This window comes from Alcaligenes faecalis (genome assembly GCF_041521385.1).
In the GTDB taxonomy this organism is placed as follows: domain Bacteria; phylum Pseudomonadota; class Gammaproteobacteria; order Burkholderiales; family Burkholderiaceae_B; genus Alcaligenes; species Alcaligenes faecalis_E.
Genome location: NZ_CP168006.1, coordinates 614552 through 630811, shown reverse-complemented (window position 1 = coordinate 630811; position 16260 = coordinate 614552). Strand labels below are relative to the sequence as shown.

Sequence of the window (16260 nt, the reverse complement as noted above, 5' to 3'; positions counted from 1 at the left end):
TGTCCAGTATGGCTTTAAAGCGACAAAGCCGTAGCACAAAAAGTTGAATGAAAGCCCTTTGCACACGCAAAGGGCTTTTTCATAGACACAGCAGTGCCGCCAGATGCCCACCGGCTTCCCGAGCCTGGGCCATTTGCTCTTCGTTCAAGGTCTTGGGTGCCAGAATGCTTTCTGGCGTCTGGGCGTGGAAATTGAAGATCCGGGTCGGGGCGGCCAGCTCCAGCCGCCAGCCGGTACAAATCCGCTCCAGTTGCCGTTGCGCACCTTGTCCGTCGCTGCCCGCGCTGATCAAGGCAGAGTAGGGGCGGCCATTGAGTTGATCCAGCACTTCGTAGTAGTTTCGGTCCAGACACTCTTTCATGGCGCCGCTCAGGCTGGCCAGATTCTCGGGGGCGCAGAACAGATACGCGTGGGAATTGCGCAAATCCTGTGCTTGTACCTGATCGCAATGCAAGCGTTTGATACAGACACGCTCTGTCTCGCCCAGCTCTTTGAGCACCTCCTGCGCACCTTCTTCGGCCTGTTCGGCCAATTGCCGGGCTGCGCCGGTACGGGAGTGCCAAATCAACAGAAGCTGGCGGCATGTGTTCAGACTCATAGGCTCTTACTCGCGGTGATAGACTAGCGTTTACAGTATAGAGAGCCACCTCAGTGCTGAGTGGCCACATCGACGTAATTCACATGAATCACACCGCTTCTCCCCCTATGGCCGAGTCGGCCTTCAATCCTCAATGGTTCGCGCAAGCCAGCCACGGACTGGATGAAGCAGGGCGTACGCTATTGCAGGCGGCTGCCGACTGGGCGGGGCCTATTTTGCTGGATCTGGCCGGAAGTACCGGTGAACCCTTGGATAGCCATTGTGCTCAGGTAGCACTTATTTTGGCTGGCTTGGGTGTGGACGCACAAACCCGTGCCAGCGCCTTGCTGGCCGTCACCCCTGCCCCCGGGCCGGAGGTCAAGCAGGACCCGGTTCAAAAGGCCTTTGGGGCCGAAGTCATGACGCTGGTGCGTGGCTCACGTGCCTTGTACCGTCTGGGCTCGCTGACAGGTCAGGCCAAGGAGCAGACGGGCGGGGGCGATCAGAAAGAAATGAAGCGCAAGATGCTGCTGGCAATGGCGGCCGATTTGCGCATCGTACTGATGCGTCTGGCCTCGCGCCTGCAGTCCTTGCGCTGGTACCGGCAGTCCAAGAATGTCTGCCCGGTAGAGTTCGCGCGCGAAACGCTGGAGTTGTATACGCCGCTGGCGAACCGCTTGGGGATTTGGCAGATCAAGTGGGAAATGGAGGATCTGGCTTTTCGTTTTCTGAATCCCGAGGTTTACAAACGTATTGCCAGTCAGTTGGAAGACAAGCGCGTGGAGCGTGAAACCCTGATCAGTCAGGTGCGCGACCAGTTGCTGGCGGCCTTGAAACGCGAGCATATCGTGGCCGAGGTCTCTGGCCGGCCCAAGCATATCTTCAGCATCTGGAACAAGATGCGCAACAAGCATCTGGATTTCGATCAGTTATTTGATCTGAGGGCCTTGCGCGTCATTGTTGAGGATGAGCGCAGTTGCTATCACACGCTGGCTGTGGTGCATTCCTTGTGGACGCCGGTGCCCGAGGAGTTTGACGATTACATCTCCCGCCCTAAACCCAACGGTTATCGTTCCTTGCATACCGTCATTGCGGATGCGCAGGGGCGTTGCTTTGAAATCCAGATCCGTACGCGTGATATGCACCAGTTTGCGGAGTACGGGATGGCCGCTCACTGGCGTTACAAGGAGGCCGGTGCGCAAGGCGGTCAGCAGACAGCCGATGGTGAGGATGACAGAAAGATTGCCTGGATGCGTCAGTTGCTGGCCTGGGACAGGGAGGCGTCCACCTCGAATGCGACTGACTCCGGCCCGCGAGTAGACAGCAGCAAGGATACCGCCTCGCAAGTGGCAGCGGAGACTGTTGTCAGCAAAAAGCCGTCTGTTGCTCGCCCTTTGAAGGCGCAGGAAGACGAGCATATTTATGTGCTGACGCCGCAGGCCCGGGTTATTGAATTGCCTGTGGGGGCGACGCCGGTGGACTTTGCCTACTATCTGCATACCGATCTGGGCCACCGTTGTCGGGGGGCACGGGTTGACGGGCAGATGGTGCCTTTGTCCACGCGTTTGTCGACCGGCCAGACTGTCGAGATTGTGGCGGCCAAATCCGGCGGACCATCGCGTGACTGGTTGAATGTGCAGTTGGGCTTTTTGGCCAGCCCGCGCTCGCGCTCCAAGGTGCGCGCCTGGTTCAACGCGATTGAACTGCAGCAGCGTATCTCCCAGGGCCAGAGCATGGTCGAAAAAGAGTTGCAACGCTTGGGCCGCACGGCCGTGAACCTGGAGCAGATGGCGCAACAGTTGGGCTTTGCCAAGGCGGATGACTTGTACGTCGCCGTAGCCAAGGATGAGTTCAGCCTGCGTCAGGTGGATGCCCTGTTCCGCGAGGACGTGCAGGAAGAAGAACCTGTACAGCGCGTGTTTGGTGCGGCTAGGGAAAGTGTTTCCAAAACCGGCAAGAGCGGCGTGCTGGTGGTGGGTGTGGATTCCTTGATGACACAATTGGCCCGTTGCTGTCGCCCCGCACCGCCTGATCTGATTGCCGGTTTTGTGACTCGTGGCCGGGGTGTGTCCATACACCGTGCCGACTGCAAGTCCTACCAGGAGCTGGCTAACCGACAGCCTGAAAGGGCTATTAGCGTTGATTGGGGCGATACAGGGGATACTCAATATCCGGTGGATCTGGCGATTGAGGCTCAGGAGCATCCCAGCCTGTTGCGAGATCTGTCCGAGGTATTTGCCCGCCTGCGCTTGAACGTAACGGGTATCAACACCTTGAGTCGCCGCTCGCTGACGCGCATGATATTTACCATTGAGGTGCGTGATGGCGAGCAAATTCAAAAGGCTTTAGCGGCCTTGAACGAGTTATCGGGCGTTAGCGCCCGCCGCTATGCGTCCTGAACTGCTAAAATCGGTAAACCTAAACCTCGCGGGCGCTGTGCCCGCGATTGTTCTTGTCAATCAAGAGAGCGAGCTTTGAAAACCTATACCTTGCCCGACCCGGATGGACATTTTGGTCAGTTTGGTGGTTCGTTTGTCGCTGAAACGCTGGTCCACGCCCTGGACGAGTTGAAAGCGGCCTATGAACAGTATCGGAACGATCCTGAGTTTCTGCGCGAGTTTCACTACGAACTCAAGCATTTTGTCGGTCGTCCCAGCCCCGTGTACCATGCCCGTCGATGGTCGGAACAACTAGGTGGAGCTCAGATCTGGTTCAAGCGCGAAGATCTCAATCACACTGGCGCACACAAGATCAACAACTGTATCGGTCAGATTTTGCTGGCTCGCCGTATGGGCAAGCCACGCATCATTGCTGAAACCGGTGCAGGCCAGCACGGCGTGGCAACAGCGACGGTCGCCGCCCGTTATGGTCTGGAATGTGTGGTCTACATGGGTAGCGAGGACGTGCGTCGTCAGGCTTCCAACGTGTACCGCATGAAGTTGCTGGGTGCAACGGTTGTGCCCGTGGAATCCGGTTCGCGCACCCTGAAAGACGCGCTGAACGAAGCCATGCGCGACTGGGTCACCAATATCAGCAATACCTTCTACATCATTGGCACGGTGGCTGGTCCTCATCCTTACCCGATGATGGTGCGCGACTTCCAATGCGTGATCGGTGACGAGTGCGTGGAGCAAATGCCTCAGGACGCCGGTCGTCAGCCTGACTACGTCTTGGCGTCGGTGGGCGGTGGTTCCAATGCCATGGGCATTTTCTACCCCTACATCGAGCACAAGGATGTGGAGTTGATCGGTGTGGAAGCGGCTGGCCGCGGTCTGGATACGCTGGAGCACTCGGCCTCCCTGAACAAGGGCCTGGTGGGTGTGCTGCACGGTAACCGTACCTATGTGCTGCAGGACGATGACGGCAACGTCATGCCTACGCACTCGGTGTCGGCTGGCCTGGATTACCCAGGTGTGGGTCCCGAGCACGCCTGGCTGAAAGATTGTGGCCGCGCGCAATACGCCACCTGCACCGATGAAGACGCCCTGAAAGCGTTTCACGATTGCTGCCGCATTGAAGGCATCATGCCCGCGCTGGAGTCCTCGCACGCGCTGGCTCATGCAGTTCGTATGGCTCCGACTTTGCCCAAGGATAAAATCATCCTGGTTAGCTTGTCCGGTCGTGGCGACAAGGACATGCACACGGTCGCCGAGTACGGCGGCTTGACTCTGTAAGCAATCGGGAACTGATATGTCGAGTAATGTGCGTCTGAAAAAGACGTTTGAAGGTTTGAACGGGCGCTGTGCCCTGGTGCCTTATATTACGGCCGGTGACCCTTCGGTGCCCGCTACCGTAGCCTTGATGCATGCCTTGCGACAGGCCGGGGCAGATGTCATTGAATTGGGTGTACCGTTTTCTGATCCCACGGCCGATGGCCCGGTGATTCAGCAAGCCGCTGAACGGGCTATCAGCCGTGGTGTGGGCCTGCGTAAAGTGCTGGAGATTGTGCAGCAGTTTCGCCTGATCGACGAGGAAACGCCGGTAGTGCTGATGGGGTACGCCAATCCTATCGAACGTATCGGCCAGGCCGAGTTTGCCGTGATGGCGGGCAAGGCCGGTGTGGACGGTGTATTGACGGTGGATTATCCGCCTGAAGAGTCCGAGGATTTCACCCGTTTGCTGACTGAGCAGGGCGTGGATACCATTTTCTTGCTTTCACCCACTTCCACGGATGAGCGCATTGCCAAGGTGGCCGAGTTGGCACAAGGCTATGTGTATTATGTATCCCTGAAAGGGGTGACCGGTTCGGCCCAGATTGATGTGGCGGATGTGGAACACCACTTGCAGCGCATTCGTCAGCACGTCAAAATTCCGGTCGGAGTGGGTTTTGGGATTCGTGATGCGCAAAGCGCCAAAGCCATCTCTCGTAGCGCGGATGCGGTTGTTATTGGCTCCAAGCTGATCCAGACCATGGAGCAGGCCGTGCAGGAGAACGCTGGCAAAGAGCAAAAGGATAAGGATGCAGCAGCGGTTGCAGCGGCCAGTCAATGGCTCGCACAGATACGGCAGGCGCTGGATAATTAGCCTAAATACCTATTCCGCGTATAGAATCATCTGCCTGTTCTTTAGGAACAGGCGCTTTTTTTCAGAATAAAGAGCTTGGTGGGCCGGGTGCCGGCCAGGCGAAAACAGGATCTAACAATGAGCTGGATCGAGAAAATACTCCCGCCGCGAATTAACCGTAACCCCGAAAGCAGTCGTCGCGTTCCCGAAGGGCTGTGGGTGAAATGTCCGTCGTGTGAGTCTGTGCTCTACAAGGAAGATCTTCAGGCAACCTTGAATGTCTGCCCCAAGTGCAGCCATCACATGCGTATTGGTGCGCGTGGCCGGATCAAATCCTTGCTGGACCCCGAAGGCCAGACCGAGATTGGTTCCAACACCCGTCCTATGGATCCCTTGAAGTTTCGCGATTCTCGCAAGTACACCGAGCGTGTTTCCGAGGCAGCCAAGCAGACGGGCGAAACCGAAGCCATGGTGGTCATGAGCGGCACAATTTTGTCCGTGCCTGCGGTGGTGGCCTGCTTCGAGTTTGAATACATGGCCGGTTCCATGGGTTCGGTGGTGGGTGAGCGTTTCACACGAGGTGTGCAGGCAGCGATTGCCAACCGTAGTCCTTTTATTTGCGTGGCCGCTTCGGGTGGGGCGCGTATGCAGGAGAGCTTGTTCTCTCTGATGCAGATGGCCAAGACCACGGCTATTTTGGCGGAGTTGTCCGAGGCGGGTTTGCCGTTCATCAGCATCCTGACTGATCCAACCATGGGCGGTGTGTCGGCCAGTTTCGCTTTTATGGGCGATGTGGTGATTGCCGAGCCTAATGCCTTGATCGGTTTTGCCGGTCCTCGTGTGATTGAGCAGACTGTGCGCGAGAAGCTGCCTGAAGGTTTCCAGCGTGCCGAGTTTTTGCTGGAGAAGGGGGCGATCGATATGGTGGTGGATCGTCGCGAGTTGCAGCGTGAACTGGCGGAGTTGCTGGCTTTGTTGACTCGTCAACCCGCTGAGGCGGTGTCGCGTCATCCTTGATTGCCACAGCTTGAAGCTTAGGGAAAAACGCCATCTGGGTTCAGGTGGCGTTTTTTTATTGCCTGCTGTGGTTTGGGGATTTTGCAGAGGGGCTTGTGCTATTGATGCGTTCGCTTCTTGCTTGAGACTTCAGGGCGAGATTGGCTTGGTTTTCTTGGAGTGGGGGGAGTACGGCCCGCGGCCAAAGCCCTGACTCGCCCCCGGGCCGTACTCCCCCCACCCCAAGAAAAAAGGAATATCGCAGAGGGCTCAAATAGAGGACTGTATCTGCTGTCTGCACCTGCGCCTGCACTTGTCCTGCCCTAGGACCTATATATCGTTCGGTGGAGAGTGTGCGCACGTTTTTTGCGCTATTGGTTTCAGCTTTGTTTTTCCTCTTTATTTCTGTATTTCGCCTTGTCTGCTGCTGAGGTTGGAAGAGTTATAGACTTGAGGCTAAGGCTAGGACTAGGATGGGTTTAATGCCGACCCTGAAGCTGCAGTAGGCGGGACCAGGCTAGGTTTGGGTGAAAGAGAATAGTGACTTTTTGGAGAGGCTGGGGATTAGTGGGGAAGGAGAAAGGGCCCAGGTGACTACTCTTTGTGGATACGGATAGGCATAAAAAAACGCCACCCTTGTGGGTGGCGTTTTTAGTCTAGCTGTTTACTGCGTTTCGACCTGTTGCAGCGGTTCGCTGTTCTCGGTTTCTGCAGCACGTTGCTTGCGTGGGCGACCCAGGCGCACTGGTGCGGGCTGGTAGTCGTCCTGTGTGGCCGAGCGAACGGTTTCCACCAGTTCGATGCCCGCTGCGTTCAGCACGGCTTCCAGAGGGGCGGCTGCGGGCTTCTGTGCTTGTTCGGCAGCAGGGGCTTTTGCAGCAGCAGTCGTTTGAGTCTCAACGTGAGTCTCTACAGTTGTGGTTTCCACTGGAGTGGCTTCAACGGCCGAGGCTTCAACTGCAGGTTGTGCTTCTGCGGGAGTAGCAGCTGTTTCCACGGCTTCAGCTTGAGCTTCGGTGACTTCTGCTTTGGCTGGTTCGGTAGCAACTTCTGCTTGCGCAGGAGCAACAGCTTCTTCAGCAGCAGGAGCTTCTGGAGCGACCTCGGCCTGAGCGGCTGGAGCAGCAACTTCTTCCTGGGCAGTAGCGGTTTCTACGGCTGCAGTTTCCACTGGAGCGGCTTCAACGGCAGGGGTTTCTGCTGGGGCTTGGGTTTCTGCAGGCGCTGCGGCTGTTTCTACGGCCTTGGCTTGGGCTTCGGAGCTTTCCGCTTTGGCAGGTTCGGCAGCCGCTTCTGCTTGCACAGGAGCAACGGTTTCTTCTGCGGCAGGAGCCTCTGGAGCAACTGCGGCCAGAACGGCTGGAGTGGCTACTTCTTCCTGGGCTGGTTCGGTGTTAACAGCGGTTGCCTGGGTCGTCGTGACTTCTTGAGCTTGTTGTGCAACTTGGGCAGCGGCAGGGGCTTCCTGAGCGGTCTCTACGGCGACAGGAGCGGCTTCTTGGGCTGCTGGTGCCTCTACGGCTGCTTGGTGCTGTTCAGGCTCGGCTGCTGCGTTTTGGGCAGCGGTTTGTTTCTGTGCGTCCAAGGCAGCGGGGTTAAAGCTGGGTGTTGCGTGAGCAACGTAGGCATTGGTATTGCCTTCTTCGTTGGTCTCTTCGTTTTCGGCCACTGCGTTGGCGTCCGTGTTGCGACGACCGCGGCGGCTACGACGGCGACGACGTTTGCGCTCTGGATCCAGGGTGCTGTTCTCGCTGTTTTCGTCCGTTTCAGTATCCGAGTTATCGCCGGTATCGGTGTTGTCGGCCTCAGCGAGCGGTTCAACACGTTTTTGTGCTTCTTGCTTGGCGGTGGCAACTGCAGAGGCTGCAGCGATGCTGGCAACAACAGCCTGTTCGGGCTGGGCTTCTGTGCTGGTGAGGTCTTTGTTCGACTCGACGTTTTCTGCGCTGCTTTCTTCACGGCGTTGACGACCGCCACGGCCACGGCGGTTACGTGGGTTGCGGTTGTTGCTGCCGCCTTCCTCGGTGGTGCTAGACGTCGTTGTGGTGTTGGTGCTTTGTGGGGTTCCCGACGCGGTTTCGTTATTAGCCGAGGCGTTACGGCGGCGACCTCGGCTATTACCGCCGGTGCTTTCCGTGCTGGCTTTCTCTTCCTGAGCCGCTTCCGGGCGGTTGGACTGGCGACGGCCACGTCCACCTTGGCCACGTCCACCATTGGATTGGCCTGGACGGCCTTGGCGGCGACCGGAGGAAGATTTGCTGCCTTCGGATTTGGTGGTTTCGGCTACGGGTTCGGCGGGTGAGCCGGACAACCAGTTCAGCACACGTTTGAGCAGGCTGGGTTTGTTGTCGCTGGCAGTGGGGCTGGCGGCTGCAGCGGGCTTGCTCATGGGAGCTGGCTGGGCCGGTGTGGTGCTCTTGACCAGGGCTTCTGGACGAGGCTTGATGTCGTGGCTGCGGTGCGGCACCAGGCTGTCTTGCTGTTCAGGCTGCTGAACCAGTTCGTAGCTGCTGCGCAGTTCGTCCAGACGTGGGTCGTCGTGGCGCAGGCGTTCGATGATGTGGTGCGGGGTTTCCAGATTCTTGTTGGGAATCAGGATCAAGGCAATATTCAGACGCGACTCAATCTTGGTGATATCAGCGCGTTTTTCGTTCAGCAGGAAGGTCGCCACATCCACCGGCACCTGAGCGTGCAGGGCGGCTGTGCCTTCCTTCATGGCTTCTTCTTGCAGCAGACGCAGTACGTGCAGGGCGCTGGATTCGGCATCGCGAATCACGCCAGTGCCAGTGCATCGTGGGCAAGTAATGTGGGAGCCTTCGTTCAGGGCCGGGCGCAGGCGTTGACGGGACAGTTCCATCAGGCCAAAGCGCGAGATCTTGCCCATCTGGACGCGGGCGCGATCCAGATGCAGGGCATCACGCAGGCGTTGTTCGACAGCACGCTGGTTCTTGCTGTCTTCCATATCGATAAAGTCGATAACAATCAGACCACCCAGGTCACGCAAACGCAACTGGCGGGCTACTTCATCGGCGGCTTCCTGGTTGGTGCGCAAGGCGGTTTCTTCAATGTCGGCGCCACGCGTGGAGCGGGCCGAGTTCACGTCAATGGCAACCAAGGCCTCGGTGTGGTCGATAACGACGGCACCGCCCGACGGCAATTGCACCGTACGCGAGTAGGCGGTTTCAATCTGGTGTTCGATCTGAAAGCGCGAGAACAAGGGGATGTCATCGCGGTACATCTTCACGCGATGCAGATTGTCGGGCATGACCACGCTCATGAAAGCGGCGGCCTGCTCGTGAATTTCATCCGTGTCGATCAGGATCTCGCCAATATCGGGCGAGAAGTAATCGCGGATTGCCCGGATAACCAGGCTGGATTCCAGATAAATCAGAATAGGGGCAGCATTGTCGCGGGCAGCGCCGTCAATGGCGGTCCACAACTGCATCAGATAGTTCAGGTCCCACTGCAGTTCTTCGACGCTGCGGCCGATGCCTGCGGTGCGGGCGATGATGCTCATGCCCTGCGGGATGTCCAACTGGTCCATGGCTTCGCGCAGTTCCTGGCGGTCTTCGCCTTCAACGCGACGCGATACGCCACCCCCACGGGGGTTGTTGGGCATCAGAACCAGATAGCGGCCTGCCAGGGAAATGAAGGTGGTCAGGGCAGCGCCCTTGTTGCCACGCTCTTCTTTTTCAACCTGGATGATCAGTTCCTGACCTTCCACCAGGGCGTCCTGGATGCGGGCGCTACGTACATCAACCCCTTCCTTGAAGTAGCTGCGAGCGACTTCCTTGAAAGGCAGAAAGCCGTGACGCTCTTCGCCGTAACTGACAAAGCAGGCTTCCAGGCCGGGTTCAATGCGGGTGATGACCCCTTTGTAGATATTGCCTTTGCGCTGTTCGCGTCCGGCTGTTTCGATGTCGAGGTCAATGAGTTTTTGACCGTCGACAATGGCGACGCGTAGTTCTTCTTGATGCGTCGCATTGAACAACATGCGTTTCATGAGTGTGGATCTCCGTTGTCATGGCGCACCGAAATATTCTCGGCGCACGACCACGGGTCACAAGTGTGTGGCGCTATAGCTGCATCAGTTTGGTGCAGGCAGGCAAAATCGGCCTACCGGCTTATAGTCTGGGAGGCACGAGTCGCGCCAAAGCGCGAAGTTCAATCAGCAGGGGGGTCAGAGTCACGGTGTGTGTTTGACGAATATAAAATTGCTGGGGGAACGGCAGTCGCATAAATCATGCGGCTGGTGCAAAAGAACGGGACAATCTGTGCAGGAATTCAGCGCCGCACGCGGGAGGAAAGCATTTCTTGGAAAGCGGGCCTTCTTGCCACACGACTTTCGCTATTTCGGACTCACCCCGGCGACCTTATGACCCGGAAGCTGGAACTCAAGGATACAATTATCAGTCCTTGCTTATCCAACGGAGACGCACCCTTTGCATCTCTACGCTGGACCCAGTCTCAGCTTCTATAGGCTGAAGCGATTATATGCCCCTTTTTGTTATGTGCAAACCTCATGAATCACAAAGATCAGCCCCTCAAGTGCGAATATTACGCATTGATGAAACGCGGGCGGGTCAGCGTATAGATAATTTTTTGTTACGCGAATGTAAAGGGGTGCCAAAAAGCCACATTTACAAAGCGATCCGCGGCGGCCAGGTGCGCGTGAATAAAGGTCGAATTAGCAGTGACTACCGCTTGCAGGACGGCGATATGGTACGGATTCCGCCCCTGCGTCTGCCCGAGCCCGAGCAGCCTCGTCATGTTCCCGCCGCTGTTTTTCCGGTGGTGTTCGAGGACGAGCACATGATGGTGATCGACAAGCCCGCCGGTGTTGCCGTGCATGGTGGCAGTGGTGTGTCTTTTGGGGTTATCGAGCAGTTGCGTGCCGCGCGTCCCCAGGAACCCTTCCTGGAGCTGGCTCACCGTCTGGATCGTGATACCTCCGGCTTGCTGATTATTGCCAAGCGCCGGGCTGCGCTGGTTGGCCTGCATGATATGTTCCGCGAAATCCGTGCCCGCAAGTTTTATTGGGCGCTGGTGCAGGGCGATTGGGTGAACGATCGTCAGCATATCCGTTTCCCCTTGCTGCGCTGGCTGACCGACAGTGGAGAGCGGCGCGTCAAGGTTGACCTGACTGGCAAGCCTGCGCATACCATCATCACCATGCAGCGTCGCTTTGGTCGCTTTACCTTGGTACAGGCGGAGCTGAAAACCGGTCGCACCCACCAGATCCGGGTTCATTTGGCCCATTCGGGCTTTCCGATTGTGGGCGACGACAAGTATGGCGACGACGCCATTCGCGATCAATTCGCCCGCCAGGGCTTCAAGCGCATGTTTCTGCATTCGGGGCGCCTGGAGTTCAATCATCCTGTCACTGGACAGCCCCTGGTTCTGGAGGCGGCTTTGCCAGCGGCCTGTCAGGCCGTTCTTGAGCGTTTGGAGAAATCGTTATGACGCGTTATGCCGCCGTTCTGTTTGATTGGGATGGCACAGTTATGGATTCAACGTACTCAATTGCCAGTTCTATTCAGTTGGCCAGTGCGGATCTGGAATTGCCTGTACCTTCTATTCAGCAAGCCAGCTGGGTGATTGGTTTGTCGCTGGAAAGCGCCTTGTATCGTGCTGTGCCGGATTTGACTGCCGAGCAGATGCCCCTGTTTCTGGAGCGATATCGCCATCACTTCATGCAGCGTGACCCACATATCAAGCTTTTTGACGGAATTTTACCTTTCATGGGTGAACTTCGCGGTCGCCAGATTGCCTTAGGTGTAGCAACGGGAAAAAGTCGTCAGGGTCTGGACAGAGTGTTGCATCAGGTCAATCTCAGTACGTTTTTTGATGCCACCCGTTGTGCGGACGAAACACGCAGTAAGCCGGATCCCGAAATGCTGCATCAATTGCTGGCTGAGTTGATGCTGGAGCCCGAGCAGGTCTTGATGGTTGGTGATACCGTGCATGATATTCATATGGCAGCCAATGCAGGTATGGATAGTGTCGCTGTCACGTATGGCGCACATGATCCCCAAACCCTGGCCAAGGCTGAACCCACGGTCATGGTTGATAATGTGGCGCAAATGCGCGATTGGGTATTGACACGTATTTAGTACAAGGCAAGCGGGTTTGACGGCCATCTTGCCAGGTAGGTTCAAGGAGATGGAAATGTTCAAATCACGCTCGCAGCCCATACGTCCCTCCGAAATTACCGATGAGTCGGTCTGGCGGGCTCGCCGCCGCCTATTGTTGCAGGCTCCGGGGGCTTTGGCCTTGGCGGCCAGCTTGCCGGGCCAGGCCCAGGCGATTGCGGTGGGGCAAGCCTTGTCGTTTACGCCTTCCCAGCGTTGGAGGCTGGACGAGACGCCCACCCGCGAGTCCGATGTCACCACCTACAATAATTTCTACGAATTTGGCACGGGTAAGGAAGATCCTGCTCGTCACTCGGGGACGTTCAAGACGGAACCCTGGACTTTGCAGATCGATGGTTTGGTGAACAAACCGCTGACGCTGGATATGGATCAGATCTTGAGGCTGGCCCCCTTGGAAGAGCGTATCTACCGTCTGCGTTGTGTGGAAGCCTGGTCCATGGTGGTGCCTTGGGTGGGCTATTCCTTGTCGGCCCTGCTAAAACAGGCCTCGCCCCAAGGCTCGGCACGTTTTGTGCGGTTTGAAACGGCAGCAGATCCAGAAACCATGCCGGGTTTGCGCTCACGTATCTTGGACTGGCCTTACGTGGAAGCGTTGCGGCTGGATGAGGCCATGCATCCTTTGACTTTGCTGGCCACCGGCTTGTACGGAAAAAGCCTGCCTGTTCAGAACGGCGCGCCTGTGCGGCTGATCGTGCCGTGGAAATATGGTTTCAAGTCGGCCAAGTCCTTAGTGCGAATTACCCTGACGGACACCATGCCCGAGTCTAGCTGGATGAGGGTGGCTCCCCATGAGTACGGGTTTTACGCCAATGTGAACCCTGAGGTGCCACATCCACGATGGAGTCAAGCCACTGAGCGTGTCATCGGCTCGGGTTTCTTTGCAACCAAGAAGCCGACCTTACCTTTTAATGGCTATGCGGACGATGTGGCTGGTTTGTATGCCGATATGGATTTAAGGCGTTATTACTAATGGGTACCTGGAAGGCTGCACAGTTAGACAGGCTCAAGCCGCTGGTATTTGTACTGGGCTTGTTTCCCTTTGCGCGCTGGGTGTGGCTGGGTTTCAATAATGGCCTGAGCGCGAATCCCGCCGAGTTCTTGACGCGCTCCAGCGGAGTCTGGGCCTTGGTGCTGTTATTGCTGACCCTGGCCTTGAGCCCCGTGCGGCGTTTGCTGGCGCAACCCGCTTTGGTGCGTTGGCGGCGTATGTTGGGTTTGTTCAGTTTCTTTTATGCAGCCCTGCATACGCTGGCCTGGGCCTGGTGGGATCGTTCGGGAGACTGGTTGTCCATGTGGCAGGACGTAGTGCAGCGACCCTTGATCGCTATTGGTGTGGTGGCGGTGCTGATTTTATTGGCCTTGACACTGACCTCCACGAATGGCTGGCAAAAGCGTTTGGGTCGTGGCTGGAGTCGTTTGCATCAGACGGTGTATCTGGCGGCAGTCTTGTCCATACTGCACTTTTATCTGATTCGGACTGGTAAGAATGATGTGGTGGAGGTCTATGTGTATGGTCTGGTTCTGGTGGGGCTGCTGATTCTGCGTCGCTGGCCCGCCCTGAATAAGACAGGGCATTAAGAAGAACAGGTAATGCGCACTAGCCCATTACCTGTTTTTTTATCAATCCAGACTTTGCAAAATGGCGGCTGTTTCGGCATCCAGAATGCCGTCATAGCGGGCGGGGCGGTAGTGCATCTGGAAGGCGGCGATCACATTTTGTGTCGCCTTGTCGAACGTCCCGCTGTCCGGAGTCTCGTAGCCTGCCTTTCGCAGCAGAGCCTGGGTTTGTGCGGCAGAGGGCAGGGGGCGCGTGGCGTACTGCGCTTGTAGTGCGCGGGCTTGTGATTCCTTGTACCAGCGGCCTATGCCCGCTTGAGCCAGTTCCTTCCAGGGAAAATGGGGGCCGGGGTCCAGCTTGCGCTGCGGGGCCACATCGCTGTGGCCAATAATATTGCGGGCAGACACGCCATGGCGCTGAGCCAGATCTTTCAGCAGTACTTTGATTGCTTCAATCTGCCCGGATGTATACGGGGCCCAGCGGCCATCTGCCAAACGCCCCATATTCACGATTTCGATGCCAATAGAGCCCGTGTTCAGGTCTGTGAAACCGTACCAGGAACCCAAGCCAGCGTGCCAGGCGCGGCGCTCCTCCGGAACCAGACGGTAGACGGTGGGGCGGCGCTCGTCACTGACCAGATAGTGGGAGCTGACATCGCGCTGTGTCAGCACTTTTAGGGACGTGGCGTGGTCGCCTGCGGTGTAGTGCAGGACCAGATAGCGCACGCGACTGTTTTGGCCCTGTGCGCTGTAGCTGTCATCCAGTTTGAAGGGGCCGCTACTGCCACAAGCGGCTAACAGGGCTGTCAGGCTGAGAACGCCAATCTGAAAGCCGCGCTTCAAGGTGGGCGTAAGAGAAGACAGGGGGTTCATCTTAACGGCCTGCCAGAAACAGGAAAATACAGGGGGTTTTGTCCAAGGCAGGCGGCTGGCGTTCGCGCCATTGCTCAATTGTGGCAGTTTGGATCAATTCGCGCGAGCCGGTCAGGTCACGAGCCAGGCACAAGCGTGTTGTGGGTTTTAAAGATTGCAGCAGGGTGTTGTACATGGCCTGGTTGCGGTAAGGCGTTTCGATCAGGATCTGAGTTTGCTTTAAGGTCTGGGACTGGTTTTCCCATTGCTTGAGTTGCTTGGCGCGTGCGCCGCCATCGACGGGTGCATAGCCGTGGAATACAAACTGCTGGCCGTCCAGGCCGCTGGCCATCAGGCTCAGCAAAATAGAAGAGGGGCCCACGTGCGGGCGTACGGGAATCTTCATTTCGTGGGCCATGGCCACCACCAGCGCGCCGGGGTCGGCTACCGCAGGGCAGCCGGCTTCTGACACCAGGCCAATCGACTGGCCTTGCAGGGCGGCTTTCAGCCACTCGCGTATCTCGCCAGGTTTGTTGCCGCGCTTGTCCAGGGTATGAATGGTAATTTCCTGCAAAGGCACCACGGGCTCCACCAGTTTTAGAAAGGCGCGGGCGGTTTTGGCGTTCTCGGCAATGAAAACAGTCAGTTCGCGGGTCAGTGCCTTGATGTCGGCGGGCAGCCAGCCGCTGATCGGGCTCTCGCTTAAGCCTACGGGGATCAGGTGCAGGGGGGCGGCTTGGGGCATGGCGAATCGGTCCTAAACGGAAGGGGTAAGAAGGTTGGGGCGCAAGGGGTTCAAGCCAAAGTGCCGCAGCATGGTACACAGCTCGATCAGGGGCAGGCCGATAATGGCGGTCGGATCGTCCGAGCGCATGGACTCCATCAGGGCAATGCCCAGACTTTCGGCCTTGGCACTGCCGGCGGTGTCATACGGCTTTTCCTGTTGCAGGTAATGCTCGATTTCCTCATCGCTTAAGGCGCGAAAACGGCAATGGGTAACAATGTCGCTACACAGAAACTTCTGGCCATCCGTTACACATAAGGCACTATGGAAATCGATGTGTTGACCGCTCAGGCGACGCAGTTGTTTCTGTGCGCCGGCGTGGTCTCCGGGCTTGCCGATGGCGTCCTGGCCAGATGTGGCGACCTGATCGGAGCCAATCACGAGTGCGCCTGGGTTTAGCTGGCTGATGCGGGTGGCTTTTTCGCGCGCCAGACGCAGGCTGAGCATGGCCGGAGCCTCTCCGGGAAGGGGGGCTTCGTCAATGTCTGGCGACTGACAGGTGAAAGGCAAGCCCAAACGCGCTAACATAGCGCGGCGATAGACTGAGCTTGATGCAAGGATGAGACGCATGGTGTGTTTTGGCTGTGCTTTGGTTTGACTGTCTTGTGCTTAGCACGGTATTATCTAATGTTTTCTTCGTTATTGAAATGGTTGTGGGCTAGCTTGGTAGTTTGCCGGCTGTGTTTTACACGCTTCAATGCCGAGGGGCAGGAAAAAAGCAGTACCAGAAAAAATGGTAGAGCAACCCAAGCGATACCAAGGCAGTGAAACAGGTAAACAGCAAGCAAAACAAACAAGCGGTATCCAAATCCTGGCAAGACTGCGGTTTGATGCCCTAA

Annotated in this window: 13 protein-coding genes; 8 read left to right on the top strand and 5 right to left on the bottom strand. The window is 57.2% G+C overall.

Annotated elements, in window-relative coordinates; translation table 11 throughout:
- Positions 1-79: 79 nt before the first annotated feature.
- Positions 80-598, bottom strand: coding sequence for an NAD(P)H-dependent oxidoreductase (locus ACDI13_RS02955; protein WP_316988747.1), 519 nt, complete (start codon positions 596-598; stop codon positions 80-82).
- Positions 599-681: 83 nt separating this feature from the next.
- Here ACDI13_RS02955 and ACDI13_RS02950 point away from each other — a divergent pair, with 83 nt between their 5' ends.
- The 4 genes from ACDI13_RS02950 to accD all read left to right on the top strand — a co-directional run bounded on the left by ACDI13_RS02950 (position 682) and on the right by accD (position 6097).
- Positions 682-2976: a bifunctional (p)ppGpp synthetase/guanosine-3',5'-bis(diphosphate) 3'-pyrophosphohydrolase gene (locus ACDI13_RS02950; RefSeq protein WP_372372679.1), complete on the top strand. Its 2295-nt coding sequence runs from the start codon at positions 682-684 to the stop codon at positions 2974-2976.
- Between the two features lie 75 nt (positions 2977-3051).
- A complete protein-coding gene (trpB, locus tag ACDI13_RS02945; protein WP_316988524.1) occupies positions 3052-4251 on the top strand; it encodes a tryptophan synthase subunit beta in 1200 nt (399 codons plus the stop codon).
- A 16-nt stretch (positions 4252-4267) separates the two neighbouring features.
- Positions 4268-5101 carry a tryptophan synthase subunit alpha gene (trpA, locus tag ACDI13_RS02940; protein WP_316988523.1) on the top strand — a complete coding sequence of 278 codons (834 nt, stop codon included), beginning with the start codon at positions 4268-4270 and terminating at the stop codon, positions 5099-5101.
- Between the two features lie 117 nt (positions 5102-5218).
- Positions 5219-6097: an acetyl-CoA carboxylase, carboxyltransferase subunit beta gene (accD, locus tag ACDI13_RS02935; RefSeq protein WP_316988522.1), complete on the top strand. Its 879-nt coding sequence runs from the start codon at positions 5219-5221 to the stop codon at positions 6095-6097.
- Between the two features lie 643 nt (positions 6098-6740).
- Here the strand turns inward: accD and ACDI13_RS02930 are convergent.
- Entirely contained in the window at positions 6741-10079 is a 3339-nt protein-coding gene (locus ACDI13_RS02930; protein ID WP_316988521.1) for an Rne/Rng family ribonuclease, read from the bottom strand.
- 491 nt (positions 10080-10570) lie between these two features.
- Here ACDI13_RS02930 and ACDI13_RS02925 point away from each other — a divergent pair, with 491 nt between their 5' ends.
- The 4 genes from ACDI13_RS02925 to ACDI13_RS02910 are packed head-to-tail and all read left to right on the top strand — an operon-like array spanning position 10571 to position 13806.
- Positions 10571-11539: an RluA family pseudouridine synthase gene (locus tag ACDI13_RS02925; RefSeq protein WP_372372678.1), complete on the top strand. Its 969-nt coding sequence runs from the start codon at positions 10571-10573 to the stop codon at positions 11537-11539.
- Positions 11536-12189: an HAD-IA family hydrolase gene (locus ACDI13_RS02920; RefSeq protein ID WP_316988520.1), complete on the top strand. Its 654-nt coding sequence runs from the start codon at positions 11536-11538 to the stop codon at positions 12187-12189. The genes ACDI13_RS02925 and ACDI13_RS02920 overlap by 4 nt, the downstream gene beginning before the upstream one ends.
- A 55-nt stretch (positions 12190-12244) precedes the next feature.
- Positions 12245-13198, top strand: coding sequence for a protein-methionine-sulfoxide reductase catalytic subunit MsrP (msrP, locus tag ACDI13_RS02915; protein ID WP_316988519.1), 954 nt, complete (start codon positions 12245-12247; stop codon positions 13196-13198).
- Positions 13198-13806 carry a protein-methionine-sulfoxide reductase heme-binding subunit MsrQ gene (locus ACDI13_RS02910; protein ID WP_316988518.1) on the top strand — a complete coding sequence of 203 codons (609 nt, stop codon included), beginning with the start codon at positions 13198-13200 and terminating at the stop codon, positions 13804-13806. The genes msrP and ACDI13_RS02910 overlap by 1 nt, the downstream gene beginning before the upstream one ends.
- A gap of 42 nt (positions 13807-13848) precedes the next feature.
- Here ACDI13_RS02910 and ACDI13_RS02905 read toward each other — a convergent pair whose 3' ends face one another.
- Genes ACDI13_RS02905 through ACDI13_RS02895 form a run of 3 tightly spaced genes read right to left on the bottom strand, consistent with a single transcriptional unit; the run spans position 13849 to position 15949 of the window.
- Positions 13849-14658, bottom strand: a complete 810-nt coding sequence (locus ACDI13_RS02905) for an N-acetylmuramoyl-L-alanine amidase (protein ID WP_316988517.1) — start codon at positions 14656-14658, stop codon at positions 13849-13851.
- Between the two features lies 1 nt (position 14659).
- Positions 14660-15382, bottom strand: coding sequence for an SAM-dependent methyltransferase (locus ACDI13_RS02900; RefSeq protein WP_316988516.1), 723 nt, complete (start codon positions 15380-15382; stop codon positions 14660-14662).
- A 12-nt stretch (positions 15383-15394) separates the two neighbouring features.
- Positions 15395-15949 carry a Maf family protein gene (locus ACDI13_RS02895; protein ID WP_316988515.1) on the bottom strand — a complete coding sequence of 185 codons (555 nt, stop codon included), beginning with the start codon at positions 15947-15949 and terminating at the stop codon, positions 15395-15397.
- Positions 15950-16260: the final 311 nt, after the last annotated feature.